At 66.1% G+C, this 25544-nt stretch carries 21 protein-coding genes; 11 read left to right on the top strand and 10 right to left on the bottom strand.

The genetic code is table 11. The annotated features are described in order from the left end of the window. Window positions 1–36 precede the first annotated feature (36 nt). Both NSO95_RS00845 and NSO95_RS00840 read right to left on the bottom strand, forming a co-directional pair. The gene (locus NSO95_RS00845) at window positions 37–1431 is read right to left on the bottom strand and encodes a DUF5935 domain-containing protein (protein WP_257594244.1); all 1395 of its coding nucleotides are present in this window, start codon (window positions 1429–1431) and stop codon (window positions 37–39) included. Beyond that, window positions 1424–1588, bottom strand: coding sequence for a hypothetical protein (locus NSO95_RS00840; protein WP_257594243.1), 165 nt, complete (start codon window positions 1586–1588; stop codon window positions 1424–1426). Before NSO95_RS00840 ends, NSO95_RS00845 begins: the two co-directional genes overlap by 8 nt. Before the next feature lie 96 nt (window positions 1589–1684). Here NSO95_RS00840 and NSO95_RS00835 point away from each other — a divergent pair, with 96 nt between their 5' ends. From NSO95_RS00835 to NSO95_RS00815, 5 genes are all read left to right on the top strand, one after another. Beyond that, on the top strand, window positions 1685–2917 hold the full coding sequence (locus NSO95_RS00835; RefSeq protein WP_257594242.1) for a TIGR04063 family PEP-CTERM/XrtA system glycosyltransferase: 1233 nt from the start codon (window positions 1685–1687) through the stop codon (window positions 2915–2917). Between the two features lie 38 nt (window positions 2918–2955). Further along, window positions 2956–4902: a hypothetical protein gene (locus tag NSO95_RS00830; RefSeq protein WP_257594241.1), complete on the top strand. Its 1947-nt coding sequence runs from the start codon at window positions 2956–2958 to the stop codon at window positions 4900–4902. Window positions 4903–5117: 215 nt separating this feature from the next. Beyond that, window positions 5118–9773 carry a glutamate synthase large subunit gene (gltB, locus tag NSO95_RS00825; protein ID WP_257594240.1) on the top strand — a complete coding sequence of 1552 codons (4656 nt, stop codon included), beginning with the start codon at window positions 5118–5120 and terminating at the stop codon, window positions 9771–9773. 125 nt (window positions 9774–9898) lie between these two features. Beyond that, a complete protein-coding gene (locus tag NSO95_RS00820; protein WP_257594239.1) occupies window positions 9899–11335 on the top strand; it encodes a glutamate synthase subunit beta in 1437 nt (478 codons plus the stop codon). Window positions 11336–11445: 110 nt separating this feature from the next. Continuing rightward, a complete protein-coding gene (locus tag NSO95_RS00815) occupies window positions 11446–12750 on the top strand; it encodes a carbohydrate porin (protein WP_257594238.1) in 1305 nt (434 codons plus the stop codon). Here NSO95_RS00815 and NSO95_RS00810 read toward each other — a convergent pair. Genes NSO95_RS00810 through ung form a run of 3 tightly spaced genes read right to left on the bottom strand, consistent with a single transcriptional unit; the run spans window position 12747 to window position 15048 of the window. Further along, window positions 12747–13550: an acid phosphatase gene (locus NSO95_RS00810; protein ID WP_257594237.1), complete on the bottom strand. Its 804-nt coding sequence runs from the start codon at window positions 13548–13550 to the stop codon at window positions 12747–12749. The two genes, NSO95_RS00815 and NSO95_RS00810, sit on opposite strands and share 4 nt — an antisense overlap. A gap of 10 nt (window positions 13551–13560) precedes the next feature. Beyond that, on the bottom strand, window positions 13561–14340 hold the full coding sequence (locus tag NSO95_RS00805; RefSeq protein WP_257594236.1) for an enoyl-CoA hydratase: 780 nt from the start codon (window positions 14338–14340) through the stop codon (window positions 13561–13563). Window positions 14341–14370: 30 nt separating this feature from the next. Continuing rightward, a complete protein-coding gene (gene ung / locus NSO95_RS00800; protein WP_257594235.1) occupies window positions 14371–15048 on the bottom strand; it encodes a uracil-DNA glycosylase in 678 nt (225 codons plus the stop codon). Window positions 15049–15129: 81 nt separating this feature from the next. Between ung and NSO95_RS00795 the strand changes: the two genes are divergently transcribed. From NSO95_RS00795 to NSO95_RS00785, 3 genes are read left to right on the top strand one after another with little or no spacing between them, the layout of a single operon-like run. Beyond that, window positions 15130–15747 carry a ribonuclease D gene (locus tag NSO95_RS00795; protein ID WP_257594234.1) on the top strand — a complete coding sequence of 206 codons (618 nt, stop codon included), beginning with the start codon at window positions 15130–15132 and terminating at the stop codon, window positions 15745–15747. 24 nt (window positions 15748–15771) lie between these two features. After that, complete coding sequence (gene lptC, locus NSO95_RS00790) at window positions 15772–16437, top strand: LPS export ABC transporter periplasmic protein LptC (protein ID WP_257594233.1); 666 nt, start codon at window positions 15772–15774, stop codon at window positions 16435–16437. Beyond that, complete coding sequence (locus tag NSO95_RS00785; protein ID WP_257594232.1) at window positions 16437–16991, top strand: LptA/OstA family protein; 555 nt, start codon at window positions 16437–16439, stop codon at window positions 16989–16991. The genes lptC and NSO95_RS00785 overlap by 1 nt, the downstream gene beginning before the upstream one ends. 3 nt (window positions 16992–16994) lie before the next feature. Here NSO95_RS00785 and NSO95_RS00780 read toward each other — a convergent pair whose 3' ends face one another. Then, a complete protein-coding gene (locus NSO95_RS00780) occupies window positions 16995–18701 on the bottom strand; it encodes a hypothetical protein (protein WP_257594231.1) in 1707 nt (568 codons plus the stop codon). 337 nt (window positions 18702–19038) lie between these two features. On the opposite strand from NSO95_RS00780, the gene NSO95_RS00775 reads away from it, so the two are divergent. Continuing rightward, entirely contained in the window at window positions 19039–19503 is a 465-nt protein-coding gene (locus NSO95_RS00775; RefSeq protein WP_257594230.1) for a hypothetical protein, read from the top strand. Between the two features lie 73 nt (window positions 19504–19576). Beyond that, the gene (locus NSO95_RS00770) at window positions 19577–19783 is read left to right on the top strand and encodes a hypothetical protein (protein WP_257594229.1); all 207 of its coding nucleotides are present in this window, start codon (window positions 19577–19579) and stop codon (window positions 19781–19783) included. A gap of 27 nt (window positions 19784–19810) precedes the next feature. On the opposite strand, the gene holA is transcribed toward NSO95_RS00770, so the two are convergent. From holA to NSO95_RS00750, 4 genes are read right to left on the bottom strand one after another with little or no spacing between them, the layout of a single operon-like run. Beyond that, window positions 19811–20842 (bottom strand): DNA polymerase III subunit delta, encoded by a 1032-nt coding sequence (gene holA / locus NSO95_RS00765; RefSeq protein ID WP_257594228.1) that lies wholly within the window; start codon window positions 20840–20842, stop codon window positions 19811–19813. Then, window positions 20839–21330 carry an LPS assembly lipoprotein LptE gene (gene lptE, locus NSO95_RS00760; protein ID WP_257594227.1) on the bottom strand — a complete coding sequence of 164 codons (492 nt, stop codon included), beginning with the start codon at window positions 21328–21330 and terminating at the stop codon, window positions 20839–20841. The genes holA and lptE overlap by 4 nt, the downstream gene beginning before the upstream one ends. Then, complete coding sequence (gene leuS, locus NSO95_RS00755; RefSeq protein WP_257594226.1) at window positions 21327–23867, bottom strand: leucine--tRNA ligase; 2541 nt, start codon at window positions 23865–23867, stop codon at window positions 21327–21329. The genes lptE and leuS overlap by 4 nt, the downstream gene beginning before the upstream one ends. Before the next feature lie 25 nt (window positions 23868–23892). Beyond that, window positions 23893–24348 (bottom strand): DUF3576 domain-containing protein, encoded by a 456-nt coding sequence (locus NSO95_RS00750; RefSeq protein WP_257594225.1) that lies wholly within the window; start codon window positions 24346–24348, stop codon window positions 23893–23895. 350 nt (window positions 24349–24698) lie between these two features. Between NSO95_RS00750 and NSO95_RS00745 the strand changes: the two genes are divergently transcribed. Then, window positions 24699–25442, top strand: coding sequence for a hypothetical protein (locus NSO95_RS00745; RefSeq protein WP_257594224.1), 744 nt, complete (start codon window positions 24699–24701; stop codon window positions 25440–25442). The last annotated feature ends 102 nt before the right edge of the window (window positions 25443–25544 follow it).

The following is a 25544-nucleotide window of genomic DNA, read 5'->3' as shown; positions in this document are numbered from 1 at the left end:
ATGACGGCGCTCAGCGCAACGCGCTTTCCGTTTACGTCAACCTGCCGTTACGGCATCGCCCGCCGGAATCGGGTTCGAAGCGGCACGCATCGCACGGCGTTCGCGCGCTTCGTGCGAATCGATCCGCTTGCAATAGCTCCACAGGGCGCATTGCAGGCCGACGATCATCAGCACGAAGGGCTGGTAGGCGATGCCCTGGAACAGCGAGCCGACCAGATAGACGATCTGCGAATACTGCAGCGCGGTCGCCAGCGGGGCGATCCATTCACGCCCTTCGGCCTCGCCCAGCTTGAGCCGCTTGCGCCAGCGCCGTCGCAACCGTTCCATCTGCCACAGGCCGAGCGCGTGGAGCCACAGCCACAAGGCGAGGCCGGGATAACCCTGCTCGCCGAGCATCTCGAACACCGCCGAGTGATAGGCGCGCGCTTCGTCGGTCACTTCCTGGTATTCGACCGCTTCGGTGTTCCCCTGCTTCTCGCGCACCGGCATCTTGTAGGTGAACTTGTTGCCGCGGAAGGCGTCGAACCCGCCGCCGGTGGGATTCTCGGTGACGTAATCGATCGTCCACTCCCACACCGCGACCCGGGTCGAAGCCGATTCGTCGCCATCGGCGCTGGAGAGGGTCGACATGCGCTCGTAGAAACTCGGCGGCAGGAACGGCAACGCGACCAGCCCGAGCGTTGCGCCGGCGACGATGAAGGTCAGCCGCCGCTTGACGTCGCGCAGCGCGAGCACCAGCAGCACCGCGATGCACACCAGCCCGGTGCGTGCCTCGGTGCCGACCGGCATCAGCAGGCAGGCGAAGATCAGCCCGGCGGAGAACAGCTTCACCCGCCAGTCGGGCAGGAAGACGGTGCCATATTTGTTGAACCACAGCACGATGGGGATGATGCAGACCGCCACCGTCGCCAGCGTCGAGCTTTCGTAGAGCCCGCTGTTGTCGTTGACGAAGAACAGGTCGTTCTCGTAGCCGCCGCCTCCGAGCACGACCTTGATCCCCGCGCTGATGATGATCGCGCCGACGGTCAGCACCATCACCAGCAACGCGCTTTCGAGCCGGGTCCTTGTGGTGATCGTCAGCGGCAGGAAGATGGCGAAGAACAGCGCCTTCCACACCCATTCCCACTTGGTCGCGGCGAATTCGGGGAAGTCGGCATTACCGGTGGTCCACATGCAATAGAGCAGCAGCGCGAGCATGATGCCCTGCCGCAGGGTGAAGCGGCTGCCATGCTTGGGATCGGTCAGCAGCCAGCCGGCGAAGGCGGCAATGAAGGTCAGCAGCGAAGGCTGGATCGACGGCATCAGCGTCCACCCCATCTTCCCCGGCGCAAGGATATCGACATAGAGATAGGCCAGCACCCACACAAAGGGGCGGCGGAAGCCGATCGCGACAAAGGCGATCAGGAACGCGAACAGCGCAAGGTCAAGCATCGATGCCCGCCTCGCCCGTCTTGTCGGCGCGTTTGCGCACCGCTTTGGGCCCGTCGTCGAGCTCGTCTTCGTGATCGAGATCGGCACGGCCGACGATCCGCACCAGCGCGAGCAGGATCAGCGCATGCGTCAGGGCGAGGGCGAAATAGTCGATCACGGCGGAGTGCAGGGCCTTTGCGGCGAAACCAGTACACCGTCGTTACCAGCCAGCGGTTGACGCGGCGTTAAGCCTGTTGTGGCAAGACTGCGCGCCATGACCCGGGTGCTCCATATCCTCGACCATTCGCTGCCGCTGCACAGCGGCTATACCTTCCGCACGCGCGCGATCCTGAAAGCCCAGCAGGCGGCCGGGATCGAGGTGCGCGGGATTACCGGGCTGCGCCATGCGCATGACGGGCCATCCGTCGAGGAGGTCGATGGCCTGACCTTCCATCGGACGCATGGCGAGGCATCGGGCCCTGCGGGCTTGCGCGAATGGCGCGAGATTTCCGCGCTGGCGAAGGCGATCGAGGCGCTGGCGGCGGAGTGGCGGCCCGACGTGCTCCACGCGCATTCGCCTGCATTGTGCGGCGAAGCGGGCCTGGCCGCTGCGCGAAGGCTCGGCATTCCGCTGGTCTACGAGATCCGCGCCTTCTGGGAAGATGCCGCAGTCGGCAACGGCACCGGACGCGAAGGGTCGGTCAAATACCGCCTGACCCGCGCGATGGAAAACCACGTCGTCGGCGGCGCGGACGCGGTGTTCACCATCTGCAACGGGTTGCGCGACGACCTGGTCGCTCGCGGCTTCGACGGCGGCAAGATCGGCATTTCGCCCAACGGGGTGGATCTCGCGCTGTTCGGCGATCCGCCGCCGCGCGACGATGCGCTGGCCGCCGAACTCGGCATTGTCGACAGCGAGCCGGTAATCGGCTTCATCGGCAGCTTCTACGACTACGAGGGGCTCGACGATCTGGTCGCGGCCATGCCGCTGCTGCGCGAGCGCCAGCCCGGCGCACGTCTTCTGCTGGTCGGCGGCGGTCCGCGCGAGGATGCGCTGAAGGCGCAGGTCGAGGCTTCTCCCGCACGCGATGCGATCATCTTCACCGGCCGCGTCCCGCATCACGAAGTCGAGCGATATTACTCGTTGATCGACGTGCTCGCCTATCCGCGCAAGCGCAGCCGCCTGACCGATCTCGTCACCCCCTTGAAGCCGCTCGAGGCGATGGCGCAATGCCGCATCGTCGCCGCGTCGGACGTCGGAGGCCACCGCGAGCTGATCGAGGACGGAGTCTCCGGCATGCTTTTCCCGGCGGACGATCCGGCAGGTTGTGCAGCGGCGCTTTCATCGCTGATCGAACGGCGCGGCGACTGGGATGGCATGCGCGCCCGGGCCCGACGCCACGTCGCCGACAAGCACGACTGGGCGAAGAACGTTCATCGTTATCAAAGCGTTTACCATCATTTGCTAGCCCATGGTCCGAATGGGGGAATGTCCGCCGCCGCGTAGGCACCGGGCAGGAACCGCGGAACAGGGGAAGCCCCGCAGTGAGCACAAGCAAAGCCAAGGCCGCCAATCCGGCGTCGATCAGCGCCCATCCCGCCTTTCCGGCCGTGGTGGCGCTATGGTTTGCGGCGCTGCTCGGCCTCGGCTGCCTCGTTGTACCGGTCGTGCTGTTCGAGATGCTGTTCTCCGCCACGGGAATCGCCAGCTTGATACCGGCGGCCGCGCCGCCGCTCGGCCCGACCGCCCGGATTTCGATCGCGCTGGTTGCCTCGCTGTTCGGTGCCGGCATCGGGCTGTTCCTCGCTCGTAAGGTCGTGGGTGCGTCCGGCACGGCCAAGGAACCGCGTCGACGCGAGTCCGTCCGCGATGAGCATGCGGAAGCAGCAAATCCCAAGCGACCGATATCGGCCCGCGAGGAACTCGGCAGCGACAGTTTCGACGCCGCTGTCGGCTCTTTCACGGCAAATGAGCCCGACCGGGCTCCTGCCCGACTAGCGGGGCGAAGGCGCGCCCTCTCGGTGACCGACGAGAGCGAACGAAGCGAATTTCTTGATCATGCCCCGCTTCCCGGCGGACATGCCGCTTTCGATCCGCAGGACGATCGCGAGCCTTTCGCCGGCAAGACGGCGCTCGACTTGGGCGATTTCACCGAATCCGACGGAGAACATGCCGAAGCGGAAACGGACGATATCTTCGCGACGCTGCGCCTGCGCATGACGGAAGGCAACGATTCCGCACAGTCGGCAGTGTCAGCCATTCCAGATAGCGCACCGGCGCAAACCTTCGCTGCCGAGGAACCCCAGCAGCCTGCGGTCGATCGGCCTTTCGAAGCAGCCCCCGCGTCGCCTGCACCAACCGGCGCATCGCCGGACCCGCACCACGAGGACCTTTCCGCCATGAATAGCAGCGACCAGCCCGCCGGCGTGCCTTCCTACAATCCCCTGGCGGGCTTCGCGCCGCACGAACAGGCAGCGCCCGAACCCGCGATCAGCGCGCCGTCACCGGCTTTCGCAGAGCCCGCAACGGCCGCATCGATCGGCCATAACAGCGGGCTGCAAGGGCTCGGAATGGTCGAACTGGTCGAACGTTTTGCCCGCGCCCTGCAAAGCTCGCAGCAGTCGCGCCATGCGCTGAAGGCACCGGAACAGCCCTTTGCTGCCGCCGCCTTCGCCGCTCCGATCCCGCAGGCCGCCCAGGCAGTTTCGCCTTCTCAGAGGGCAGAACCCTTCGCCATGCCGGTATCCATGACGGCTCAGGTCGCTGTGCAGCCGCACACGTCTGCGCCAACCTTCGTGGCCCCTCAACCGGTGGCAATGCCTGCAGTGCCCGCAAGCGAACAACCGATGGTGTTCCGGCGCCAACCTGCTGCAGCCACTCTGGGTGCTGCCGAACCGGCACCTGAACAAACCAGTGCGGCACAGGCTGCTTCTACGCCGGTCTCCGCCGCGCTGCCGCAGAGCGGTCAGGAGATTCCTCGAATGCCGCAGGCGCTGCGTGCTTTTGCCGAGCACACCGAAGAGCCGGAGGACGAGGGCGATACTCTCGACCTCTCTTTCCCGAGACTGGGCACCGGCTTGCCGCCAGCGGGGCAACCGCTGCGGGCGGCCGATGAAGTTCCCGCCGAGGACGAGTACGAGAGCGAGCACGGCTCCTACCCCTCGCTGCTCAGCATGAAGGGCCGCTTCGGCTCGCCGCAGCCTTTCGTGCGGATCGAGGACGAAGAATCCGCAGCGGTTCAGGAACCGGTGGTGGTGTTCCCCGGTCAGGAGAACCGCAGGGCGGAACCGGCCAGCGACGGCCCGTCGCGCGACGCACTCTCCACTCCGACATGGCCGCCAGCGGTTGCCACGACCATGCGGCCGTTCGACGCACCTTCGGAAGGTTCCGTCGCTGGTGCGAGGCCCGCCTCGCCCGCTAACGCGGGTGAAACCGAACGCGCACTGCGCGAAGCGCTGGAGAAGCTGCAGCGGATGTCGGGCGCGGGATAGCTGCTCCTCGCCCTTCGCAGGCGCTCCGCCGGCCCTAACCCAGCTAGGGCCGTGCATACGATATCTTGCCCCTTCGCAGTTGCAAAAATCACATCCTGTCGTCATGACAGCCGTTCACGACAGTTTTGCTGCGCGTGGCGGCACGATTCGCCGCGTTTCGTTGCCTGAGCGACCTTCGCAGGGCGTTGCGGCACCTGACACGATGGGGTTTTTGGATGGGTTACGAGGCTCGCGAACGCCTTGGCACTGGGGGTCTTTACGATCCGCGCAACGAGCATGATGCCTGCGGCGTCGGCATGGTTGCGCATATCGCGGGCGAAAAATCGCACGCGATCATCCGTCAGGCGCTCGAAATCCTCGCCAATCTCGACCATCGCGGCGCGGTGGGCGCCGATCCGCTGCTGGGTGACGGGGCGGGCATCCTGCTGCAGGTGCCGGACAAGCTGATCCGCAATTGGGCGGATGCCGAAGGGCACGATCTGCCAGCTCCGGGCGGATATGCCGTGGCGCAGTGCTTCCTGCCGCAGGACGAAGATGCGCGCGCCTTCGTGTCCGAGCAGCTCGAGAAGTTCATCGCCAAGGAAGGCCAGCGACTGGTCGGCTGGCGCGACGTGCCGACGACGCTCGACGGGCTCGGCAAGGCGGTGATCGAGAGCATGCCGGTGATGCGCCAGTGCATCGTTGCGCGCGGCGAGAACTGCGCCGACCAGGATGCGTTCGAGCGCAAGCTGATCGTGATCCGCAAGCAGACCCTCAACCCGCTCGCGCGGCTGGCTGACAAGCACGATCTGCCCGAGCTGGTGCAAACCTACATCCCGAGCATGTCCAGCCGAACCATTGTGTACAAGGGACTGCTGTTGGCGAACCAGGTCGGTTCGTTCTACGACGATTTGCGCGATCCCGATTGCACCTCTGCGCTTGGGCTGGTCCACCAGCGCTTCAGCACCAACACCTTCCCCAGCTGGCGGCTGGCGCACCCTTACCGCTTCATGGCGCACAATGGCGAAATCAACACGGTGCGCGGCAATGTGAACTGGATGAACGCCCGCCGCCGGACGATGGAAAGCGAACTGCTCGGCGTCGATCTCGACAAGATGTGGCCGCTCATTCCGCATGGCCAGTCGGATACCGCCTGCCTCGACAATGCGCTCGAGCTGCTGCTGGCGGGCGGTTTCAGCCTCAGCCACGCGATGATGATGCTGATGCCCGAAGCCTGGGCCAAGGACCCGCTGATCGACCCGGCGCGCCGCGCGTTCTACGAATACCATGCCGCGCTGATGGAGCCGTGGGACGGGCCGGCGGCGGTGTGCTTCACCGACGGCCGCCAGATCGGTGCCTGCCTCGACCGCAATGGCCTGCGGCCCGCGCGCTATTGCGTGACGAAGGACGGGCTGGTCTGCCTGTCGTCGGAAAGCGGCGTGCTGCCGTTCGCGGAAGCAGACATCACCCGAAAATGGCGCCTGCAGCCGGGCAAGATGCTGCTGATCGATCTGGAGGAAGGCCGCATCGTCGAGGATGCCGAACTGAAGGCCGATCTCGCCGCCGCGCACCCTTACGAGAAGTGGCTCGACCAGACGCAATACAAGCTGGAAGATCTCGACACGATCGAGCCCGAGCTGTCCGAGGTTCCCGAACACACCACCACCCTGCTCGATCGGCAGCAGGCCTTCGGCTACACGCAGGAGGATATCTCCCGCTTCCTCGAGCCGATGGCGCAGAATGCGGACGATCCGATCGGTTCGATGGGCACCGACACGCCGATCGCGGTGCTCTCCAACAAGAGCCGCCTGCTGTACGACTATTTCAAGCAGAACTTCGCGCAGGTGACCAATCCGCCGATCGACCCGATCCGCGAGGAGCTGGTGATGAGCCTGCTGTCGATAATCGGCCCGCGCCCCAATCTGCTCGGCCGCGATGCGGGGACGCACAAGCGGCTCGAGGTCAGCCAGCCGATCCTGACCAACAGCGATCTGGCCAAGATCCGCTCGGTCGAGGCGGCGCTCGACGGAGCGTTCCGCACCGAGACGATCGACATCACCTGGAACGCCGCGCGCGGTGCCAAAGGCCTGCGCATGGCGCTGAAGGAAATGTGCTGGGCGGCGACCGAGGCGGTGCTGCAGGATCACAATATCCTGGTGCTGAGCGACCGCGCGCAGGGGCCGGACCGGATCCCGATGCCCGCCGCGCTGGCGACCGCCGCGGTGCACCACCACCTGGTGCGGCAGGGCCTCCGCATGCAGACCGGCCTCGTGGTCGAGACCGGCGAAGCGCGCGAGGTGCATCATTTCTGCGTGCTGGCGGGCTACGGCGCAGAGGCGATCAACCCCTATGTCGCGTTCGAGACGCTGGAGGACCTGCGCGCCCGCAAGTTCCCCGAGCTGACCGCGCGCGAGGTGCAGGCGAACTACGTCAAGGCGGTCGGCAAGGGCATCCTCAAGGTGATGTCCAAGATGGGCATCTCGACCTACCAGTCCTATTGCGGGGCGCAGATCTTCGACGCGGTGGGCCTGTCGAGCGAGCTGGTCGATGCCTATTTCTGCGGCACCGCGACGACCATCGAAGGCATCGGCCTGATCGAGGTCGCCGAAGAGGCGGTGCGCCGCCACGCGCTCGCCTATGGCGACAATCCGCTTTACCGGGGGATGCTCGATGTCGGCGGGATCTACCAGTACCGCCTGCGCGGCGAGGACCACGCATGGACCCCTTCCAACGTCGCGCAATTGCAGCACGCGGTGCGCGGCAACGATCCGAAGAATTACGAGGAATTCGCCCGATCGATCAACGAGCAGTCCGAACGGCTGCTGACGATCCGCGGGCTGATGGGACTGAAGCCGGGCGACAAGCCCGTGCCGCTCGACGAGGTTGAGCCGGCGGTCGAGATCGTCAAACGCTTCAGTACCGGCGCGATGAGTTTCGGATCGATCAGCCACGAAGCGCATTCGACGCTGGCGATCGCGATGAACCGCATCGGCGGCCGCTCGAACACCGGCGAAGGCGGAGAGGAACCCGAACGGTTCCGCCCGCTGCCCAATGGCGACACGATGCGCAGCCGGATCAAGCAGGTGGCCTCAGGCCGCTTCGGGGTGACCACCGAATATCTGGTCAATTCGGACGATATCCAGATCAAGATGGCGCAGGGCGCGAAGCCCGGCGAAGGCGGCCAGCTGCCCGGCCACAAGGTCGACAAGCGGATCGGCGCGGTGCGCCATTCGACCCCGGGCGTGGGCCTGATCTCGCCCCCGCCGCATCACGACATCTATTCGATCGAAGACCTCGCGCAGCTGATCCACGATCTCAAGAACGTGAACCCGGCGGCGCGGATTTCGGTCAAGCTGGTGAGCGAGGTCGGCGTCGGCACCGTCGCGGCAGGCGTTTCCAAGTGCAAGGCCGACCATGTCACCATTTCGGGTTACGAGGGCGGCACCGGCGCATCCCCGCTGACCAGCCTGACCCACGCCGGATCGCCGTGGGAAATCGGTCTCGCCGAGACCCAGCAGACGCTGCTGCTCAACGATTTGCGCAGCCGCATTTCGGTGCAGGTCGACGGCGGCCTGCGCACCGGGCGCGATGTCGCGATCGGCGCGCTGCTCGGCGCGGACGAGTTCGGCTTCGCCACCGCCCCGCTGATCGCGGCGGGCTGCATCATGATGCGCAAGTGCCACCTCAACACCTGCCCGGTCGGCGTCGCGACGCAGGACCCGGTGCTGCGCAAGCGCTTCACCGGCCAGCCGGAGCATGTGGTCAACTACATGTTCTTCGTCGCCGAGGAACTGCGCCGGATCATGGCTGAGATGGGTTTCCGCACGGTCGAGCAAATGATCGGCCGGGTCGACCGGATCGACATGCGCAGGGTCGAACGCCACTGGAAGGCGCATGGGGTCGATCTCACGCGCATCCTGCACCCGGTCGCACCGGCCGAGGGCCACGGGCTGCATCAGACGGAAACGCAGGATCACGGGCTCGGCGGCGCGCTCGACAACGAGCTGATCGAAGCGTGCCTGCCGAGCATCAGGTCCGGCCAGCCGGTCGAGCTGTCGCGCAGCATCCGCAACGTCAACCGCACCGTCGGCGCGATGCTGTCGGGCGAGGTCGCCAAGGCGCATGGCCATGCGGGCCTTTCGCCCGATACCATCCGGGTCAACTTCAACGGCGTCGCAGGGCAGAGCTTCGGGGCATGGCTGGCGCATGGCGTGACGCTGAGCCTGACGGGTGATGCCAACGACTATGTCGGCAAGGGGCTGTCGGGCGGGCGGATCATCGTGCGCCAGCCCGAGGGCACCGGGCGCGAGCCGACGCAGAACATCATCGTCGGGAATACGGTGCTTTACGGCGCGATCTCGGGCGAGGCCTATTTCAACGGCGTCGCGGGCGAGCGTTTCGCGGTGCGCAATTCCGGCGCGGTGGCGGTGGTCGAGGGCACCGGCGACCACGGCTGTGAATACATGACCGGCGGTGTGGTCTGCGTGCTCGGCACAACCGGGCGCAACTTCGCCGCCGGGATGAGCGGCGGGGTAGCCTATGTCTACGACCCCGACGGCCGCTTCGCGCAGCTGTGCAACCGGGCGCAAGTCGATCTGGAGGCGATCTCGCCAGCACCCGATGCCGACGAAGGCACCGGACGGCCGAAGCAGCGCCCGGTCGGGGTCAACGATCTCGGCATGGGCGACATGCTGCGCCACCACGCCGAGCGGCTGAAAATCCTGGTCGAACGGCACAAGCTGCACACCGGTTCGGCCCGTGCGGCTGAGCTGCTGGCGGATTGGGACGCGGCACTCGCGAAGTTCGTGCTGGTAATGCCGAAGGACTACCGGACGGCCCTGCAGGCACTCGAGGCCGAGCGCACCGAAGCCGCGAGCGTGGCGGCGGAGTGAGTATCATCCTCTTCCGTCATTGCGAGGAGCCGCAAGGCGACGCGGCAATCCACAGCGGCGCGCGATCCCGTTCTGGATTGCTTCGCTTCGCTCGCAATGACGACTTTTGTTCAGGGTTTGATTGAATGGGCAAGGAAACAGGCTTCCTCGAACTCGACCGGCGCGACCGGGATTATCTCGATCCGCAGGAGCGGCTGAAGAACTACAAGGAATTCGTCATCCCGCCGGCGGAGGATGCGCTGCGCGCGCAGGCCAGCCGCTGCATGAATTGCGGCATTCCATACTGCCACAACGGCTGCCCGGTGAACAACATCATCCCGGACTGGAACCACCTGGTCTATGAAGGCGACTGGAAGAACGCGCTCGACGTGCTCCATTCGACCAACAACTTCCCCGAGTTCACCGGGCGCATCTGCCCCGCGCCGTGCGAGGCGAGCTGCACGCTCAACATTTCCGACCAGCCGGTGACGATCAAGAGCATCGAATGCGCGATCGTCGACCGCGGGTGGCAGGAAGGCTGGATCAAGCCGCAGGTGCCCGCGAAGCAGACCGGCAAGTCGGTCGCGGTTATCGGTTCGGGCCCGGCAGGCCTCGCCGCCGCGCAGCAGCTCGCGCGCGCGGGCCACGCGGTCACGGTGTTCGAAAAGAGCGACCGGATCGGCGGGTTGCTGCGTTACGGCATCCCCGACTTCAAGATGGAAAAGCACCTGATCAACCGGCGCGCGGTGCAGATGGAAGCCGAAGGGGTGACCTTCAAGACCAGCGCCGAAGTGGGCGTCGAGGTCAGCTTCAAGGCCCTGCAGGAGAATTTCGACGCGATCGTGCTGGCGGGCGGAGCGGAAGAGCCACGGTTGCTCGAAATCCCCGGGGCGGAATTGCCCGGCGTGCGGCTGGCGATGGAGTTCCTCACCCAGCAAAACAAGCGCAATGCGGGCGACGACGAGGTGCGCGCCGCGCCGCGTGGCAGCCTTACCGCGACCGGCAAGCATGTGATCGTGATCGGCGGCGGCGACACCGGTAGCGACTGCGTCGGCACCAGCAACCGGCAGGGCGCGGCCTCGGTCACCCAGCTCGAAATAATGCCCAAGCCGCCGGAGAAGGAAGACAAGGCGCTGACCTGGCCGGACTGGCCGCTCAAGCTGCGCACGTCCTCCAGCCACGAAGAAGGCGCGAACCGCGACTGGTCGGTGTTGGCCAAGCGCGTGATCGGCGAAGGCGGCGAAGTGACCGGGCTCGAATGTGTGCGCATCGAATGGCAGGACGGCCGGATGCAGGAAGTCGAGGGGAGTGAGTTCGTACTCGAGGCCGACCTCATCCTGCTCGCGATGGGCTTCACCGGGCCGAAGCGGCGCGGGCTGCTCGACAAGGCGGGGGTCGCGCTCGACGCGCGCGGCAACGTGGCGGCCAACACCGACGACTACGCCACCAGCGAAGCGCAGATCTTCGCCTGCGGCGACATGCGGCGCGGGCAGAGCCTGGTGGTATGGGCGATCCGCGAAGGGCGGCAATGCGCCCGCGCGGTCGACGAGGCACTGATGGGTGTGACCGATTTGCCGCGATAGCTTGCGCTCGACCCCGATTGTCGCCTTCTTACAATGCCTCGGATCGGCGCGGGTCCAGTTCATTTCTGCAGGTCGAAGCACAATCAGTGCCGACGAAGGGGTCGTCCGGGATGGGTTCGCACTTTACCAAGCGCGCAAGAGCTCGAGTCGCTTGCTTCGCGAGCGCCCTGGCGCTCGTCGCGGCACCGGCCAGAGCCGAAGATAGGGCCGAGTACGCGACGCCGCTCGACGAGACGGCGCAACAGACACTGCCGACGCCCCAGCCGAGCACCAGCGAACGGATCGGCGCGCTGCCGCAAGCTCCGGCAAAGGTTGCTCCGCCCGATCCGGTCTCGCTCAAGTTTATCGCCTCCCAATTCCTCGACCTGCCGGTGTCGGGCGATGCCGCCGAAACCTTGCGCTATGGCGGCAAGATCGATGCCTATCTCGACCTCAAGGGCAGCGCCTTCGGCCTCGACGACAGCATCAAGCTGCATGTCCACCCCGAATTCAAATATGGCGAGAGCGCCAATGGCGCGATCGGGCTGATCCCGGCCAACACCCAGCTGTTCTATCCCGGTGACGGCGACGTATTTGACCTGTCGGTCAACGTCACCAAGACCTGGAAGAACGGCACCAGCCTGACCGTGGGCAAGGTCAATATCCTTGATATCGCGACCCAGTTGCCGGTGTCGGGCGGCGGCGGGCACGAGGGGTTCCAGAACCTTGCCATGGCGCTGCCGCCGAGCGCGATCGTGCCCGGTTCGATCACCGGCGCGCTGCTCAACGTGCCGACCAAGGACGCATTGTTCCGCCTGTGGGTGTTCGATCCGGTGTCCTCCTCGCGCCAGTCCGGGCTGGAGGATCCCTTCGGCAAGGGCGTAGCCTTCCTCGGTTCGGTCACCTTTCCCGTGAAGATCGGCGGCAAGCGCGGCTATTACGCGATCAAGCTGGCGGGCTCGACCCGCAGCGAGATCGCCGCCGAATCGCTCCCCGCCGTGCTGGTCCCCGCCCCCGGCTCAAGCTTCGGCAACCGCCAGGGCGAATTCAGCGCGACGCTGGCCTTCGCGCAGTTCCTCACCGAATATGCCGATGCGCCGGGCAAGGGCATCGGCGTGTTCGGGCAGGTGTATTTCTCGAACGGCGACCCGACCTTCCTCGACCGCAGCGGCTTCATCGGCATCGCGGGCAATCCGCGCTTCCGGTTGCAGGACAAGTTCGGCGTGGCTTATTTCCGCTATTCGATCACCGACGAGCTGGTCGATGTCCTGCGCACCCGCCTCCCGCTGGAGGACGAGGAAGGGGTCGAGGCGTTCTACACCTACGGCCTGAGCAAGGAGCTGCGCCTGACCGCCGACGTTCAGGTGGTCGACAGCGCGATTGCCTTCCGCGACGTCGGCATAACCATGAGCCTGCGGCTGACCGCCAGCTTCTAGCGCACCTCCGCCAGCGCAGCGGCTTCGGCCGGGCAATCGAAATTCTCGGTGCCGACGCTGGCGAGGCTTTCCGCTTCCAGTTTCGCGGCGTCGAGATCGGCCCGGAACGCAGGATCGGCCATCAGCCGGGCGAATGTCGCCGCAGCGATCGCCTGCCCTTGCTCGACATCGCTGGTCCAGTGGACATTGCACACCGCGCGGCTGGTGCCGTAGGCGCGGCCCCGCGCGACCAGCGCGCTCGCCCGTTCCGGAAAGACCGCGGCCAGCACCAGCCCGGTGCCATAGCCGATCGCGGCGTGACCCGAAGGGTAGGAGCCGTTGCCGCGCAGTGCATCTTCCTCCTGCGGCGTGCAGCTGGCTGCCCCGTTCACCGCGAACGGGCGCGCGCGCATGTAGCGGTCCTTCACCGCGCCGGTCGACATACCGAAATCGGTCCCGGCGCGGCGCAGGAGCTGCGCGAGACGCGGCGTGTCGCTGTCGCTGACAACGCGGCCCGCCGCGCAGGAAAATGCCTTGGTGAACCAGCCCGGCCCGAGATCGGCGTCGCGCGCCGCCAGCTCCCACCGGGCACCGCCCGCGAGCGCGAGATAGGCGGCGTTGTCGGCCTCGTCGCGCAAGGCGCGCGCCGATCCGTCTGCCGGGACCGGAGGGGCGAGCGCCTCGCCCGCAGGCAGCGGCCCGCCGATATAGGGCTGGCCGAGATCGTATTTCGGCCGCGCATCCTGCGCTGCGGCAAATCCGGCGAACCCCGCGACCGAAGCGAGCAGGAGCGCCGCCGTGCCGATCAAATCCTTGCGCATGCGAATCTCCCTATTGGCTGCGTCCGCGCTGTTGCACGGCGGCGCGGCGCGCCTCGACATCTTCCGGAGTGACCTTCGCGTTGGCCGCGCTCGACAGCCGGGTTTCCCTCGCCAGCCCGTCGGCGAAAGTCGCGGCATAGCCCTCGTCGATCAGCCGCTTGTAGTTGGCGAGGAACGCCGGATCGATCGTCGCCATGTCGGCAGCGAGCTTGCGGGCGAGCGGCAGCAGTTCGTCCGGCGCGACGACATGGTTGACGAGGCCCCACGCTTTCGCGGTCTCGGCATCGAGGAAATTGCCGGTGAAGCTCAGCTCCTTCGCGCGGCTGATGCCGATCATCCGGCTCAATTTTTGCGAGAGGCCCCAGCCGGGATAGATGCCAACCCGCGCGTGGGTATCGGCGAAGCGCGCGTTGGTGCTGGCGATGAGCACGTCGCAGGCCAGCGCCACCTCGAACCCGCCGGTAATGGCAACCCCGTTGATCGCCCCGATCACCGGCTTGCGGCACAGTTCGATCGCCTTGACCGGATTCTCGTCCGCGCCTTCGGCATTGGCAGCACCCAGCCCGCCCGGCTGCGATCCGAGTTCCTTGAGGTCGAGCCCGGCGGTGAACGCCCGTTCGCCCGCGCCGGTGAGGATGACCGCGCGCACGGCGGCGTCGCCATCGACCGCAGTCATGACTTCGAACAACCGGTGCCGTAGCGCCTTCGACAGCGCGTTCATCGCGTCGGGGCGGTTGAGGGTTACGGTGGCAATGCCATCGGCGACTTCACACAATACGGTTTCGGACATCGCTGGGCTCCCCTCGCAATTCGCGCCTGTCTACCACGCGATCGGCGCCTGACCATGGGCTTCGAGAAAGGCGTTGATCCGGCTGAACGGCTTCGACCCGAAGAAGCCGCGATAGGCCGAAAGCGGGCTGGGATGCGGGCTGCGGATCGCCAGATGCCGGTCCGATTCGCCGATCGCCGGGATGCGCGCAGCCTTGCCCTGCGCATGGCTGCCCCACAGCACGAAGGCGGTCGGAACTTCGCGCGCTGCGACCGCGGCGACGACGGCATCGGTGATCGCCTCCCAACCCTTGCCCGCATGGCTGCCGGCCCTGTGCGCCTCGACCGTGAGCGCATTGTTGAGCAGCAGCACGCCCTGCCGCGCCCAGTGTTCGAGATTGCCATGCCCCGGCGGCGTGACGCCAAGATCGCTCGCCAGTTCCTTGTAGATATTGACCAGCGACGGCGGCATGGCGACCGCTTCGGGCACCGAAAAGCACAGACCGTGCGCCTGACCCGGCCCGTGATAGGGATCCTGCCCGAGGATCACGACCTTCACGCTGTCGAGCGGCGTCAGCTCCAGCGCGCGCAGGCGGCACCCGCGCGGCGGGAAGACCTGCTTGCCCGCCGCTTCCTCCGCCTTGAGCCATCCGCCCAGCTGCCGCGCCCCGGGGGTGGCGAGGACCGGCTCCAGCACCGGCTTCCAGCTCGGGGGAATCGCCTCGCTCATCGCCGCCGAGTTACCCGCTCGCGCAGCGGCGTGCCAGCGCCCCTTCCCTCCCATCCCCAATCGGCCTAAGGGCTGGGCCCTATGGCAGTGCATTTTCACGAAGAAGACTTGCCCGCAGGCGTGCTCGCGCCCGGGCCGATCGCGGTCGATACCGAAACCATGGGCCTCGTCACCCCGCGCGACCGGCTGTGCGTGGTGCAGATCAGCGACGGGCAGGGCGACGAGCATCTCGTCCGTTTCAAGGTCGGCAGCAGCTACGATGCGCCCAACCTCAAGGCGGTGCTGGGCGATCCGGCGCGGCTCAAGCTGTACCATTTCGCCCGCTTCGACCTCGCGGCGATCGAGCACTACCTCGGCGTCCTCGCCGCGCCGGTGTTCTGCACCAAGATCGCGAGCAAGCTGACCCGCACCTATACCGACCGCCACGGCCTCAAGTATATCGTCGACGAGCTGCTGGGCGAAAACATCTCCAAGGCGCAGCAGTCGAGCGACTGGGGCGCGGCCGAAATCAACGACGCGCAGCGCGATTACGCCGCCAGCGACGTGCGTTACCTCCACCGCCTGCACGATGTCTTCGTGACCCGGCTCGCGCGTGAGGGGCGGACCGAAATGGCGCAGGCGTGCTTCGATTTCCTGCCTACCCGCGCGCGGCTCGACCTCGCCGGTTGGGCCGAGCACGATATCTTCAGCCACATGTAAGGGACGGGTCCCTAGCCTGCCGCCATGGTCATCAAGCGACGCATCGAAACCGACGAAGCGATAGAGCGGCGCAGCAGGCGCCAGCACTTCGCTGCGCCCGGCGGATCGCACGACCGTCTGGTGAGCTTCCTCGGCAAGGCGTTGCCGATGGGGATCGGGGTACTCGCCGCCTTCATGGTCATCACCCCGCTTTCACCGCGCGGCGAGATCAGCTTCCTGCTCGATCGCAACAAGGTCGAGGTGATCGACGAGCGGCTTCGGGTCGACAATGCGCTCTATCGCGGCGAGGACAATCAGGGCCGCCCGTTCTCGCTCAGCGCGGGCGAAGCGGTGCAGCGGTCGAGCCGCGAGGGGGTCGTGCGGATGGAGGACCTGCTCGCGCGGGTCATGCTGTCCGGCGGTCCGGCGCGGATCGAGGCGGCGACAGGGATCTACAACCTCGACCATGAGGTGGTGCAGGTGAACGGTCCGGTGACGATGGAGGCGACCGACGGCTATCGCATGCGCGTCAGCGGCGTCTCGGTCGACCTGCGCAACAAGCGGATGACCGGCGATGGCGGGGTCGACGGCGCAGTACCGGCCGGAACTTTCTCCGCCAACCGGCTCGAAGTCGATATGGAACAGCGGACCGTCGTGCTCGAAGGCCGGGCGCGCCTCAACATGGTCCCCGGCAAACTGAGGATGCCCTGATGCAAGAGAAGCTCCGCACCGCAGCGCGCAACGCGCTGATCGGCTTTACCGTCACCGCCGCCGCCTTCGCCGGGATTCAGGCCGGTGCCCAGGCGATCGCCGGCCACAATTCCAACGCGCCGGTCAATTTCGATGCCGGGCGGATCGAACTGCAGGACCGGCAGAACCGCGTCGCACTGTCGGGCAGCGTCACGCTGCGGCAGGCCGGACTGACCGTAAAATCGAACCGCATGGTGATCAATTACAGCGATGCCGGTTCGCTCCAGATCCAGCGGATGACCGCGACCGGCGGGGTGCAGGTGACGCGCGGCGACGAAGCGGCGAGCGGCGATGTGGCGGTATATGATTTCAACCGCCGGATCATCACCATGGCGGGCAATGTCCGCCTGCGCCGCGGGGCGGACAACCTCAGCGGAGGGCGGCTGGTGATCGACCTGCGCAGCGGGGTGTCGAGCGTTGACGGCCGCGCGAGCGGTTCCTCTTCGGTCACCGGCGAGACGGTATCGACAGGCAATGGCAGGGTATCGGGGACCTTCACCGTCCCGCAAGACTGATCGTTACCGGGCAAGCTGGCGTTCCAGCTTCGCTTCGATCGCCGCAACGGTCTCGTCGTTCCAGATCAGCCGGGGCAAGGCGGCCTCGATCATGTTAAACTGCGCTTCAGTCAGCGTCCCGGCGATATAGCTGTCGAGCGCGCGGTTGAATTGGCCAAGCTCGGAAAAACCTTCCGCAGAAAACTGCCCCCTGCCACTCTGACGCACGAGGTCCTCCTTGTCGGCCAGTATGGCGCTCAGCAGGACGAGGGCTTCGAGCAGCGGGCTGCGGCGGTCCGCGTTGATCCGCGCAAGACGCTCGATGCGGCCATCCCAGAAAGGACGCAGGTCGCGCGCCTGTTCGCAGCCATAGGCATCGACGATGACCGACAGCTCCAGCGCCGGATAGGTCTTCCCGCGTGAAAAGCCCCGCGTCGCAAAGGCTTCCGCCTCGCGGCAGGCACCGACACCGATCAGCATCTTCGCCGCCACGGCATTGGCTACCGGGTCTTCCGGCTCACGGGCCAACACTGCCGAAATGCGTTCCCACTCGCGCGAATCGCGTTCGACTTCGCGCCCTTGCGCCCTCAGCATCTGCACGGAACGGGCGATCCCTCGCGCTGCGAAATAGGCCCCGTATTCGCTGTCGCCGAACCGCTCTTCGCATCGCTCGAGCGGGGGAAGGACATATTTCCCTTCCGAACGATGGTTTTCGATCGCAACGAAACATTCGAACGCACTGCGCGGCCCACTTGCCAATCGTTCTGCCAGAAAGACCCCGAGGGGGCCGGCCGGCGCGACCATACCCACGACTTCGTCGTTCACCGCCGCCCTGAGGTTCTCCTCAGGCGCGACAGGCCGAAGGTTTTCCGCAATCAGATTGCCGTCCCCGTCGCGCAGGCTGGTGAAGATCGAAGCCGATTCGTCCAGACCCGGCGTCAGCGAAACGAGGAGGCGATAGCGGTCCTTGCCTCCCCCTTCGCCGACCGAGGACCGGCTCATCATCGACTTTTGCAGCAACATGTCGATGTCGCCTTCGATCGTATCGACCAGGCCTTCGGCGTCCAACCGGTTGCGCAGATTGTTGACGATGCGCAATTCGCTCTGGATAACCGGAGGAGCGAGCAGCACCGGCGCGTCGGGCGATGCGGTGCCGGAGCGCAACTGCCAGACGAGTATGACTCCAAGGGCCAGGACAAGCACCGCAAGGGCAGCATAAATCCACCTGCGCCGACCGGGAGGCCCGGCTTGTTGCGCGGGCGCGGCGGTACCGGTCTGAGCCGAGCTATTGTCCGCAAGGAACACAGGTGGATCGGCGCTGACGCCGGCATGTTCGGGTGTCGGTGCCGAAGACTCTGCTACAGGCCGTGCGAGCTCGGGATAGGCGATATGTAGCGGACCGAGCCGAAGCCGGTATTCGCCGCTGCGGATATAGAGGCACTGGCCGTCCCCCGGCTGGTGGAGCCGGTAGTAGTCGAGCAGCGACTTGCGCAGTCGGCCGATCTGGACCCGCACCGAACTGTCGGTACTCTCGTCGAACTGATGGCTCTTGCCCAAGGCGTCGACCGCGATCGCATACTGGCTCGTACCGCCCGATCCGGTCGAGGCCACCTGGCCCAAAAACGCCAGGATACGCGATTGCGATGGAGCGCGAGCGAGCAGCTCGCTCTCCAGCACGCGGGAAACCTCACGCTGGACCGCAATGGCGGGATCGGATGCACCGGATGTCATATCGCAAACGTTACTCGAGGTTACTCGGCGGTTAAAATCGCGTCATCCCTCATCGTAACGCTAAAATGCCGTAGCCCCGCATTGTTGTATTTCTACAGGCATTTGGCTGTGTCACGTTACACTTACCGTAATAAACTGCCGCCGTCCACGCAAGTTCCCTAAACAATTGGCATCGAGGTTGTTGGTCCTCCCTCGATTGGTTCGAAGCCGGGACCTCTGTGTCGGAAGCGTGGGAGTTTCGCTTGTGCATAACTCTGAACGACGTGCGTCATCCCGTTCGTCGACATGTTTTCGGACAGCCTGCATCCAGATAGACGGCATTTCGTCCGTCGCGGTGATGCGGGACCTGTCGCACGAAGGTGCCGGCTTCGAATCTGATATCCCCCTCACCTGCGGACAGCCGATCAGTTATCGCTGGGGCAATGAGGATTTCCGCCATGGCACCGTCATCTGGTCCGCCGACGGGCGCTTCGGGGTAGAAAACGATCCCGGCACACCGTCTTACACACCATGTCCAGGCTTTGCCTACCGCTCGGTCCGCATCCCCGCATCGCTCCCCGCAACCGTCTATGTCAATGCGGTGCGGCATGAGGCCGAACTGGTCAATCTCGCGCATCGCGGGTTGTGCGTTCTGATGGACCAGCCGGTCGTCGCGGGTGCGCTCGCCACAGTCCGCGTGGGCCGTCACCTGCTGGAGGCCGCGACCGTCAAATGGGCCGACGGTTATGAGAAGGGCATCGCGCTTGCCCGGCCGCTCGGTGTGCGCGAGCTGTCCGCCGTGCTGCGCAATGCTGAGGGTTGAGCGCCGAGAAACGCCCTTTCATCGCCTGCCTGTTGCTGCGCTGCTGGCGTTGCAGGGGATTGTTGCGCCTGCCATGCTTCTGGCCGCGCCCGGCGGGGAAGACGCGCCGGGATCGTCGAATGCTGTCGCTCCGCCGGCTCGCGCACAGGGCCGCGCTACTGCGACGATCATCGAACCCGTGCGCCTGCGGATGGTAGACGGACGGGGTGTGCTCGACCAGGCGCACCGGCATTCCTCCACGCGACGCAAGGGCGGATCGATCATCGTCCATCTCGAGTAACCGGAGCGCAGGCGCGGGTTGCGGGGGCTAACGCCTCGGTGCCGCCGCGCGGGCGATCTCCGCCAGACCTTGTGCGAGCAGCAGCTCGGCAGTCTGGCTGTTTTCGATGAGATCGCGGTGCAGTTCCGTCAGCCGGTTCAGCAACCGGTCGAGACGCGGCCCGCGCCAGCGGCGAATCTGCTTGTCGATATCGCGGACATCTTTCCAGAAGATACGACGGGCGCGCTTTTCCGCGTCGATCGCCGCATTGATATCGCCGCGCGTACCGATCCTTGCGGCAAGCTGGGCCAGCTGGGTGGCGCGGCGTTCAAACGCCAGCAGCACGCCGACCGGGTTGAGCGACAGTTCGTGCATCCGGCGCAATTCCGCCGGGAGCTTGTTGCTCTCGCCCGAAAGCACCGCATTGACCAGCGGCATGAAGCCGTCGTCTTCGGTCTTGGCGGCGATGTCGTCGAGATGGTCCTGCGTCGCGGCGATCGGGCGTGCAGGCGAAGCATCGAGATAGAGCGCGAGCTTCTCGATCTCGGACCCGGCGAGCCGGACGTCGAGACCGCACGAACGGGCGATCTGCTGCGCCAGTTCACCATTCAGCCGGACCCCGAGCGCATCTCCCATCGCGCGGACCGATTGGGTCAGATCGCCGAGGTCGGGCGGGTAGAACATCGCCACCAGCGCGTCGTTGCGCTTCTCCAGCAGCTTGGCGGTGCGCGACTTGTCGGTCGCCGAGGTGGCGACGATCAGTACCGGGCAGGCTTCGCCCGTGCCGAGCAGAAGATTGCCGACCGCGTCGAGCGCTTCGTCCCCGCTCGCGCGGACCCAGATGTGCCGCGAGTCGCCGAACAGCGAGATCGAGCGCGCCTCGTCACCCAGCAGGACCGGGTCCTTGCGCAGATCGACTCCGGAAAGCTCGACCCGCTCGCCGGGGTCGGGCAGCAGCGCGGCGATGCGACCGGCGGCCGCCGACGCGGCAGCTTCGTCGGGGCCGCAGAAGAAAAACACCGAACATTGCTGTGCGGCGCGTTGCGCCTGACCGGCAAAGTCCTTTTGTGTCGCCTTCACCGCGGTTCGCGCAACGCGAGCGCAACCTCGCTGACGATGCGACCCGCGACATCCTGCGTGAGGTTCTCGAGCGCGCGGTCTTCGGCGGCGATGGTGGCGTATTCGCTCGACACCACGTCGATCCCCGCATCCGAACCGGAAGTCTTGTCGAGCAGGATCTCCCCGCTCGCGAGGTCGACCAGCTGGTAGCGCGCGCGCAGGATGCGCCGTTCGCGCCCGACGGTATCGTCGCTCAGCACGCCCAATCCTTCGAGCCGGTCGTCGAGCCGGATGTCGAGCCGGTATCGCGGCGCGGGATTGCCCGCTACGCCGAGCCGGTCGTTCAGCGCATTCTGCATCAGCCAGCCGGCCTTGCCCTCGATCGGGGCGACCTCGACCGCCGCCAGACCCTGCGCCACCTGTCCGCTAGCCCCCCCGGCATACATCGGCTGCAACCCGCAGGCCGACAACGCAAGGGCGAGAACAAAGAGGGCGAGAACGCGGATCATGTGACGATGTTCACCAGCCTGTCGGGCACGACAATGACCTTGCGCACCTGCGCGCCGTCGATCGAACGCTGCACGTTTGCGCTGGCGAGCGCAAGCGCTTCGAGCTCTTCCTTGGGCAGGCCCTTGGCGACGGTCAGCGTATCGCGCAGCTTGCCCTTGTGCTGGACCGCCACGGTCACCTCGTCGTCGACCAGCAGCGCCAGGTCGACCTCCGGCCAGCTGTCCTGCGCCACCAGCCCGATGCCGAGGTTGAACTGCGCGCGTGCTTCCTCCGCCAGATGCGGCATCATCGGGCCGACGAGGATCGCGAGCTTGCGGATCGCATCGGAGCGGCTGGCGGAAGCTTGCGCCTTCTCGATCGCGCCGGTCAGCTCGTAGATCCGAGCCACCGCCTTGTTGAAGCTCAAGGCCTCGATATCCTCGGCCACGGCGGCGATCGTCTGGTGCAGCTTGCGGTCGAGCGCGCGATCGACATTGGCATCCGCCCCCGCGCCGCCGAAACCGGCCTGCGCGAACAAACGCCACAGCCGCTGGACGAAGCGCCAGCAGCCTTCGATGCCGGCTTCGGACCACGGCAGATCGCGTTCCGGCGGGCTGTCCGAAAGCATGAACCAGCGCACCGCATCCGCGCCAAAGGTCGCGATGATCTCGTCCGGGTCGACCACATTCTTCTTCGACTTGGACATCTTGATCACGCGGCCGATCTCGACCGGCTGGCCATCTTCCTTCAGCGTCGCGCCATCGCCGGTCCGCTCGACTTCGCCCGGCGTGAAATAGGTCTCGCGCCCGTCGATCTCCCGCGAATAGGTCTCGTGCGTCACCATCCCCTGCGTAAACAGCGAAGCGATGGGTTCCTTCAGGTCGAGCATCCCGCATTTCGCCAGCGCGCGGGTCCAGAAGCGGGCGTAGAGCAGGTGCAGGATCGCATGTTCGACCCCTCCGATATACTGCTCGACCGGCAGCCACTTGGCGACTTCGTCGCGGTCGAACGGCCTGTCCGCCGGCTGGCTGGCGAAGCGCAGGAAGTACCAGCTCGAATCGACAAAGGTGTCGAGCGTGTCGGTCTCGCGTTCCGCCGCGCCACCGCAAGTCGGGCAGGTGGTGTGCTTCCACGTCGGATGGCGCAGCAGCGGATTGCCCGGGGTCTGGAAATCGACATCCTCGGGCAGGGTGACCGGCAGCTGCTCCTTCGGCACCGGCACCACGCCGCAGGTGCCGCAGTGGATGAACGGGATCGGCGTGCCCCAGTAGCGCTGGCGGCTGACGCCCCAGTCGCGCAGGCGCCAGACGGTCTTGCCCTCGCCCCGGCCCTGACCCTCGATGCGGCGGATGATTTCGCGCTTGGCATCCTCGACATCCATCCCGTCGAGGAAATCCGAATTGACCAGCACCCCGTCACCGGACTCCGCCTCGCCATCGAACGGCTTGCCCGCGTCCGCTACGCTAGCCGCGACGACGCGCGGGATCGGCAGGCCGTATTTGGTGGCGAATTCGAAGTCGCGCTGATCGTGGCCCGGCACCGCCATGATCGCGCCGGTGCCGTAGTCCATCAGCACGAAGTTGGCGATGTAGACCGGCAGGTCCGCCCCGGTGAACGGATGCTTCGCGGTGATCCCGGTGTCGAAACCCAGCTTTTCTGCGGTTTCCAGTTCGGCGGCTGTGGTGCCGCCCTTCTTGCACAGCGCAATAAAGTCGCGCGCGGCATCGCTGCCCAGCGATTGCGCAACCGGATGGTCCGCCGCAACCGCGACGAAGCTCGCCCCGAAGATCGTATCGGGCCGGGTGGTGTAGACCGGCAGCTTCTCCCCGTTTGAAAGGTCGAAGCCGAACTCCAGCCCCTGGCTCTTGCCGATCCAGTTTTCCTGCATCAGCCGGACCTTGTCGGGCCAGGTGTCGAGACTGCCCAGCCCTTCGAGCAGTTCCTCGGCGAAATCGGTGATCTTGAGGAACCACTGCGCCAGCTTGCGCTTCTCGACCTCCGCGCCGCTGCGCCAGCCCTTGCCGTCGATCACCTGCTCGTTGGCGAGCACGGTCATGTCGACCGGGTCCCAGTTGACCTCGCTCTCTTTGCGGTAGACCAGCCCCGCTTCGTAAAGCGCTATGAACAGCGCCTGCTCGTGGCCGTAATATTCCGGATCGCAGGTGGCGAATTCCCGGCTCCAGTCGAGCGCGAAGCCGATCCGCTTCAGCTGCGCCTTCATGTTGGCGATGTTCTCGCGCGTCCAGCCGCCGGGGTGGACGCCCTTTTCCATCGCGGCGTTTTCGGCCGGCATGCCGAAGGCATCCCACCCCATCGGATGGAGCACTTCGTGCCCGCGCAGCTTCTTGTAGCGCGCCAGAACGTCGCCCATGGTGTAATTGCGCACATGGCCGATGTGGATGCGCCCGCTGGGATAGGGGAACATCTCGAGCACGTAGCTCTTGGGCTTGTTGCTGTCGCTGTCGGCCTCGAAACAGCGCGCTTCGTCCCATGCGCGCTGCCAGCGCCCGTCGGCCTGCCCGGGATCGAACCGGGCATCGATGCGTGTTTCGGTCATGAAAGCCCCGTTCGGGTTGGAGGGGTTACCCCGCGACTGCCTCTCTGCGGAGGTCGCGGGCCTTGGTCAGGATGATGTCTTCGAGCTTCTGCACCGTCGCCGCCTGCACCGGCGCTTCGACCCATACCTCGCCCTGCAGCACCTGGCGGCTGGCGGCGACGCGCAGCGCGTCGGCGCGCAGGTCCTGGTCGAGAATCGAGACGGTCAGCTTGACCCGCTCGCGCGGATTGCTCGGGTTGGCGTACCAGTCGGTCACGATCACGCCCCCGGCGCTGTCGGTCTGCAGCAGCGGCGCGAAGCTCACGGTTTCGAGAGAGGCGCGCCAGAGATAGGAGTTGACCCCGATGGTGGTGACCTGTGCCGCCGCAAGATCGGCAGTCGGACGCTCGCGCCCGCCGCAGGCTGCGAGACTCGCCAGCGCCGCCGTGGCGAGGAGAGTGCGACCGGTGAAGCGGGCGATACGGCTGTGGGAAATTGTCATGTAGGTACCGGGCTCTTTCGTTCTGCTTGCCATGCCTCTAATCGCGCCGGGCGCGGGCGGCAAGGCCCGAGCGCAGCGCGCCCCCCGGACTTGACGTCTTCCGGAACGCGCAGGCCGCTTGCACCGACTCGAGCCTTAATCGCGACTGAAGCGGGCAGCGCAGCACCGAGTAACTGTGGATGTGGGGCAACACATTGCCACTTCGAGTCGGTAATTGTCCGGAATCGCTGGAGTTGACGGAAACGCAGGACTAGCTTCGCGACTCGGATGCAGGGAATCTGCGCGAACGCTCATCGTTCGTTCACGGAGACCCTGCTTGATTTGTCGGGAAGAGGTAATTCGGCCGGATCATGGCACGCAAACTGGACAGACTGGCCAAAGCCAAGGCAGGCATCGCGCTGAGCGCGGTCGCTGCGCTCGGGCTTGCCCTGCCCGGTGCCGGTCTCGCGCTGCCTTCGGTTGCCCCGGCAATCGGCGATAGTGCCTTTGGCATCTTCACCCCCGCGTCGGTCGATCCGCAGCTTGCCCAGCGGGTGTCGCAGAACATCCGCAGCAAGGGGATGGCCGCGCGCTTCACGCCTGCGGGCGCCGAGGCCGTCGGAAATCGCATTGTAACCGTGGCGGTTCGCGTCGATGAGGACACCGCCCGCGCGATCTCAGTGCGCCAGGCCAGCGCTGCGGCGAAGAGCGCGCCGGGCCTCGGCGAGAGCCTGCTCGCCTCGACCCGCTACAATCTCGGGATCGCCCGCGGCTTCCAGGGCTTTGCCAAGACGCCGGTGATGGCCGAAGCGGCGCGGACCACGGAAATGCCCGACCTTGGCGATTTCGAATTGTCGAAGAGCGCGCCCGATAAGCCGAGCCGGTTCCAGCCGCGCATCGCGCTGGAAAAGGGTGAGAATATCGGCCGCGCCCCGCGCACGCTCGATGCACAGACCGAACAGTCGGTTGACCTCGGTGGGGCCTATCGCATCACGCGCAACCTCAACGTGACGGCGGGTGTCCGCCTGTCGCAGGACCGCGACCGTCTTGCCCCGCTGACCGACGATACGCAGGACAGCCAGGCGGTTTACGTCGGAACCCAGTTCAAGTTCTGATCGGCGTTTGTTTGCCAAGCCCGCTTTCGGCGGGCTTGGTCTGCGGTACCAGCCCACTCCCCCGCCCAACCACCCGATAGCTTGCCTGGTACCATATCGGGT

The sequence above is a fragment of the Parerythrobacter lacustris genome, assembly GCF_024626475.1.
Lineage (GTDB): Bacteria > Pseudomonadota > Alphaproteobacteria > Sphingomonadales > Sphingomonadaceae > Parerythrobacter_A > Parerythrobacter_A lacustris.
This window is presented reverse-complemented; position numbering and strand designations above follow the sequence as displayed.

What these genes read in the sequence shown, in the direction of transcription:
- NSO95_RS00845 (WP_257594244.1), bottom strand. Translation starts at nt 1,431, where the DNA reads ATGCTTGACCTTGCGCTGTTCGCGTTCCTGATCGCCTTTGTCGCGATC.
- NSO95_RS00835 (WP_257594242.1), top strand. Translation starts at nt 1,685, where the DNA reads ATGACCCGGGTGCTCCATATCCTCGACCATTCGCTGCCGCTGCACAGC.
- gltB (WP_257594240.1), top strand. Translation starts at nt 5,118, where the DNA reads ATGGGTTACGAGGCTCGCGAACGCCTTGGCACTGGGGGTCTTTACGAT.
- NSO95_RS00820 (WP_257594239.1), top strand. Translation starts at nt 9,899, where the DNA reads ATGGGCAAGGAAACAGGCTTCCTCGAACTCGACCGGCGCGACCGGGAT.
- NSO95_RS00815 (WP_257594238.1), top strand. Translation starts at nt 11,446, where the DNA reads ATGGGTTCGCACTTTACCAAGCGCGCAAGAGCTCGAGTCGCTTGCTTC.
- NSO95_RS00810 (WP_257594237.1), bottom strand. Translation starts at nt 13,550, where the DNA reads ATGCGCAAGGATTTGATCGGCACGGCGGCGCTCCTGCTCGCTTCGGTC.
- NSO95_RS00805 (WP_257594236.1), bottom strand. Translation starts at nt 14,340, where the DNA reads ATGTCCGAAACCGTATTGTGTGAAGTCGCCGATGGCATTGCCACCGTA.
- ung (WP_257594235.1), bottom strand. Translation starts at nt 15,048, where the DNA reads ATGAGCGAGGCGATTCCCCCGAGCTGGAAGCCGGTGCTGGAGCCGGTC.
- NSO95_RS00795 (WP_257594234.1), top strand. Translation starts at nt 15,130, where the DNA reads ATGGCAGTGCATTTTCACGAAGAAGACTTGCCCGCAGGCGTGCTCGCG.
- lptC (WP_257594233.1), top strand. Translation starts at nt 15,772, where the DNA reads ATGGTCATCAAGCGACGCATCGAAACCGACGAAGCGATAGAGCGGCGC.
- NSO95_RS00785 (WP_257594232.1), top strand. Translation starts at nt 16,437, where the DNA reads ATGCAAGAGAAGCTCCGCACCGCAGCGCGCAACGCGCTGATCGGCTTT.
- NSO95_RS00780 (WP_257594231.1), bottom strand. Translation starts at nt 18,701, where the DNA reads ATGACATCCGGTGCATCCGATCCCGCCATTGCGGTCCAGCGTGAGGTT.
- NSO95_RS00775 (WP_257594230.1), top strand. Translation starts at nt 19,039, where the DNA reads ATGCGGGACCTGTCGCACGAAGGTGCCGGCTTCGAATCTGATATCCCC.
- NSO95_RS00770 (WP_257594229.1), top strand. Translation starts at nt 19,577, where the DNA reads ATGCTTCTGGCCGCGCCCGGCGGGGAAGACGCGCCGGGATCGTCGAAT.
- lptE (WP_257594227.1), bottom strand. Translation starts at nt 21,330, where the DNA reads ATGATCCGCGTTCTCGCCCTCTTTGTTCTCGCCCTTGCGTTGTCGGCC.
- leuS (WP_257594226.1), bottom strand. Translation starts at nt 23,867, where the DNA reads ATGACCGAAACACGCATCGATGCCCGGTTCGATCCCGGGCAGGCCGAC.
- NSO95_RS00750 (WP_257594225.1), bottom strand. Translation starts at nt 24,348, where the DNA reads ATGACAATTTCCCACAGCCGTATCGCCCGCTTCACCGGTCGCACTCTC.
- NSO95_RS00745 (WP_257594224.1), top strand. Translation starts at nt 24,699, where the DNA reads ATGGCACGCAAACTGGACAGACTGGCCAAAGCCAAGGCAGGCATCGCG.